This window comes from Streptomyces niveiscabiei, from assembly GCF_001419795.1.
Taxonomy (GTDB): Bacteria; Actinomycetota; Actinomycetes; order Streptomycetales; family Streptomycetaceae; genus Streptomyces; species Streptomyces niveiscabiei.
Map to the genome: position 1 here is coordinate 1 of NZ_LIRL01000291.1, position 4,532 is coordinate 4,532.

Below are 4,532 nucleotides of genomic sequence, written 5' to 3' on the forward strand. Positions count from 1 at the left end.
CGTGCGCGTTCGTCCCGCCGATGCCGAACGAGCTGACGCCCGCCCGGCGAGGCCCATCGGCGGACGGCCACTCCGTGTGCGCCGTGTTGACGAAGAACGGGCTGGAGGCGAAGTCGATGTCCGGGTTCGGGGCGGTGAAATGGAGGCTCGGTACGAGGGTCCGGTGCTCCAGCATCAGGGCTGTTTTGATCAGCCCGGCCATGCCCGCGGCCGTGTCCAGGTGCCCGACGTTCGTCTTGACCGACCCCAGCGCGCAGTACCCGGTCCGCTCGGTGCCGTGCCGGAACGCCTCGGTCAGCGCCGCAACCTCGATCGGATCGCCCAGCGGGGTCCCCGTACCGTGCGCCTCGACGTACCCGATCGTGTCCGGCTCGACGTCGGCGACCTCGTGCGCGTCCGCGATGACCGCCGCCTGCCCCGAGATGCTCGGCGCGGTGTAACCGGTCTTCGCCGAACCGTCGTTGTTGATCGCGGACCCCTTGATGACCGCGTGGATCCAGTCCCCGTCGGCCAGCGCCTCCTTGAGCCGCTTCAGTACGACGGCCCCGGCGCCGCTCCCGATGACGGTGCCCCGCGCCTGGGCGTCGAAGGCCCGGCAGTGCCCGTCGGGCGAGAAGATCATGCCCTCCTGGTACTGGTACCCCTCACCGGGCGGATTGAGGTGCACCGCCCCGACGAGCGCCATGTCGCACTCCCCGCCCAGCAGCGCCAGGCACGCCGTGTGCACCGACACCAGGGACGTCGAGCAGGCGGTGGAGATGTTGACGCTGGGGCCGGTCAGGCCGAGTTTGTACGAGACCCGCGTCGACAGGAAGTCCTTGTCGTTGGCGAGCATCAGCCGGTACCGGTCCACCGAGGACGCGCCCCGGTAGCGGTCGCCCAGGTTGTGCAGCAGGTACGTGTTCATGCCGGCGCCCGCGTACACGCCGATCTGCGCGTCCGTGCGCTGCGGGTCGTACCCCGAACGCTCCAGCGCCTCCAGCGCGCACTCCAGGAACACCCGGTGCTGCGGGTCGAGGATCTCCGCCTCGTCGTGCGTGAACCGGAACAGCTCCGAGTCGAAGAGGTCCGTACCCGCGATGGTCTGCGCGGCCTTGACGTACCGGGGGTCCGCGAGCCGGTCCGCCGGGACCCCGGCGGCGGTCAGCTCCTCGTCCGTGTAACGGGTCAGGGTCTCGCGGCCCTCGCTGAGGACCTCCCAGAACCGGTCGACGGAGTCGGCGCCCGGAAAGCGGCACGCCATCCCGATGATGGCGATGTCGGAATCGGAAACGGTCATGGTGATGGCTCTCCTGCGGGTCTCAGCTGAGGCGGATGCCGAGGTCGGCGGCGACGGAACGCATGTCGAGGAAGCTGCGCGCGACGAACCGGGCGGCGTCCTCGCCCGCGTCCATCCGCTGGAACAGGTCGATCAGGGTCCGCTCGTGCTCGGCCGCGTCCCCCTCACCCGCCGCGATCGCCTTCACGACCCCGCCCATCCGCGCCTCCACATCGGCGAGGTCCAGCGAACGCGGGAACTTGATGCTGAACGTGTTCCGGTCGTACGACGCGTTCCGCTTCACAGACCGGACATGGCTCGCCGCGTTCAGCTTGTAGAACATGCAGTCGAAATTGCTGAACGAGTAGTAGTTCAGCAGCGGGAACAGCGTGCAGTGAGTCTCCATCGGCGACGACGCGTAGAGCCCCTTCGCCCGCAGCTCCTCGACGATCCGGTCCGGGTCGTACTCGTGGCGCATCGCGATGAACGGGAACACGATCTTCGGCAGGTTCTCGTCGTCGTCGAACAGCAACTCCTCAAGCCGGCCCGCGAACAGGGTGTCCGTCAGCCGCTCCCCGAACGTCTTGTAGAACCCGCGCACCACCTCACGGACGTTCGACTCCATCGTCAGGATCTGCTGCGGGTCCGCGCACAGCGCGATGTACGGGATCTTCCGCTCGTACGCCATCAGGATCGCCCGCAGCACGAAGAACGTCCGGCACGAGACGCACGGCAGCTTCTCGTCCAGGTACTTCCCCGGCGACTTGGGCACCGGCCGGTTGAAGACCTCGCGCATCATCAGCTTGATGTTGTCGTCGTCCGCGTCCAGCACGAACGTCGCCGGGATCTTCTCCCGGGCCAGCGCGATGTTCTGCGCCGCGTGCACACTCTCGAACGGCACGTCGAACGTGAACGCCAGCACCCGCTTGCCGTAGTCGTTGACGAACTTGTCCAGCATGTACGTGCTGTCCTTGCCGCCGCTGTACATGAACAGGCAGTCGTACTCCCCGCTCGCGGCCGGCGCCTGCTGGAACTCGGCGAACACCTCACTCGTGTAGCGGTAGTTGACGAGCAGATCCTCGGCGAAATCCAGGTTGCACAGATTGCACACCCCCTGGTCGTCGAGCGTGATTCCCGGGTGGTCGCCCTTGAGCGAGCAGACCTGGCAACTGGACACGGAACTCCCTGGGACAGCAGGTGAATGGGTGGGCATGGTGGTCATGGGCGTCGCCGCGTACGGTCGCGGCGGCCGGCCAGCGCCGACACGTCCCGCGTACGCCGGGGCCTCGCCGGAGCCGGCCCCGCGCCGCCGGAGACGTGGGCCGCCATCGCCCGCACCGTCGGATGGCCGAACATGTCGAGCCGGGTGACGCTCAGCCCGAGCCGCTCCCGCAGCGCCGCCACCACCGACGTCAGCCGCAGCGAATCCCCGCCCGCGTCGAAGAAGTTGTCCTCGGCGCCGACCCGTTCGAGACCGAGCACCGCGCACCAGACCTCGGCGATACGGCGCTCAAGGTCGGTACGGGCGGGCGCAGTTGATCCGCTGACGCTGTTGGGGCGCGGGAGCGCCTTGCGGTCGACCTTGCCGTTCGGCGTGAGCGGCAGCCTCGGCAGGGCGACGACGGCCGACGGGACCATGTACGCCGGGAGCCGCTCGGCGAGCGCGGGGCGCAGGGCGGCGCCGTCGGGTACGCCGGTCACGTACCCGGTGAGCCTGCGCTCGCCCGGCCGGTCCTCGCGGACGATAGCCACCGCCGCCTGGACGCCCGGGAGTTGACGCAGCGCCGACTCGACCTCGCCGAGTTCGATCCGGTAGCCGTTCAGCTTCACCAGGCCGTCGACGCGCTCCAGGTATTCGAGACGGCCGTCGGGGAGATGGCGGACCAGGTCGCCGGTGCGGTACGCGCGGCCGGTGGAGCCCTCGGGCGCCGGGACGAAGCGGTCGGCGGTCAGCTCCGGGCGGTGCAGGTAGCCGTCGGCCACCCCGTCGCCGGACAGCAGGAGTTCGCCGGGGACACCGGGGGGTACGGGGGTGCCGCGCTCGTCCAGGACGTGGGCGCGGGTGTTGCCGATGGGGCGGCCGATGGTGACCTCGGCGCCGGGTTCCACGCGGTCGACGGTCGACCAGATGGTGGTCTCCGTGGGGCCGTACATGTTGAACAGGTCGGCCACCAACGGGGCGAGGGTGCCTGCGAGTTCGGCGGGGAGGGGCTCGCCGCCGCACAGGGCCCTCAGTGCCGGGTCGCCCCGCCAGCCCGCCGCCAGCAGCATCTGCCAGGTCGTGGGGGTGGCCTGGAGGACGGTCGGGGACGCCTGCTCGACGCGCTCGCGCAGGGCGACACCGTCGGCGGCGACCGCAGCGGGCAGGATCTCGACCGTGCCGCCCCGCACCAGCGGCAGGTACAGCTCAAGGCCCGCGATGTCGAAGCAGACCGTGGTCACCGCGAGCAGCGAGTCACCGGCGCCGAAACCGGGCCTGCGGGCCATCGTCCACAGGAAGTTGACCAGCGCACGGTGGCCGACCTGGACGCCCTTCGGCAGGCCGGTCGAGCCCGACGTGTAGATCACGTACGCGGGGGAGTCCGGGTCGGAGTGGTCGACGTGGGCCGCCCGCGCCCCCGCGAGGGCTTCGGCCACCACGACCGGCTCGACCGGGAAGTCCGCGAGCACCCCGCCCAACGCCGCGTCCGTGAGGACCAGTTCGGCCCCGGAGTCCTTCAGCATGTGGCCGATACGGGCGGGCGGGTAGATCGGGTCGACCGGAACGTACGCCGCTCCCGAGCGGAGCACGGCGAGGAGGCTGATCAACAACTCCGGGGACCGCTCCAGGAACACGCCCACCAAACGGCCCGGTCCGGCGCCGAGTTCGGTGAGGTGGTGGGCCAACCTGCCCGTCGCGTCGTCCAGTTCGCCGTACGTCAGCTCCCGGCCCTCGAAGCGGACGGCCACGGCGTCCGGGGAGGCGTCGGCCAGGTTGCCGATGAGGGAGGTGACCGTCGCGCGGCGGGGGTACTCCTCGTCGGTGTCGTTCCACTTGCCGTGGACGAGGTGGTGCTCCTCGTCGGTGAGCAACGGGACGGTGGCCAGGGGGCGTTGGGGGTCGGCGGCGATGCCGTCGAGGAACAGGGCGTAGCGGTCGGTGAGCCAAGGGGCGTGGGTGCGGGCCTCGAAACGGACGGTGCCGGTGGGGTCGATGTGGACGGTCAGGGGGCGGTCGTCCGCCGTGGAGGCGGCGCCTTGGAGGAGGACGGCGACGGGGAGCGTGGTGTGGGGG

3 protein-coding genes are annotated in these 4,532 nt (G+C 70.4%); all 3 read right to left on the bottom strand.

Annotation, left to right across the window (positions count from 1 at the left end):
* Window positions 1-1,279, bottom strand: a 1,279-nt coding sequence (locus AOK24_RS15200) for a type I polyketide synthase (RefSeq protein ID WP_167376840.1), incomplete at its 3' end; no start/stop codon positions are given.
* A gap of 22 nt (window positions 1,280-1,301) precedes the next feature.
* The gene (locus AOK24_RS15205; RefSeq protein WP_055720605.1) at window positions 1,302-2,435 is read right to left on the bottom strand and encodes an adenine nucleotide alpha hydrolase family protein; all 1,134 of its coding nucleotides are present in this window, start codon (window positions 2,433-2,435) and stop codon (window positions 1,302-1,304) included.
* A gap of 41 nt (window positions 2,436-2,476) precedes the next feature.
* The coding region (locus AOK24_RS15210) for a non-ribosomal peptide synthetase (RefSeq protein WP_159051878.1) at window positions 2,477-4,532 on the bottom strand (2,056 nt) is incomplete at its 5' end.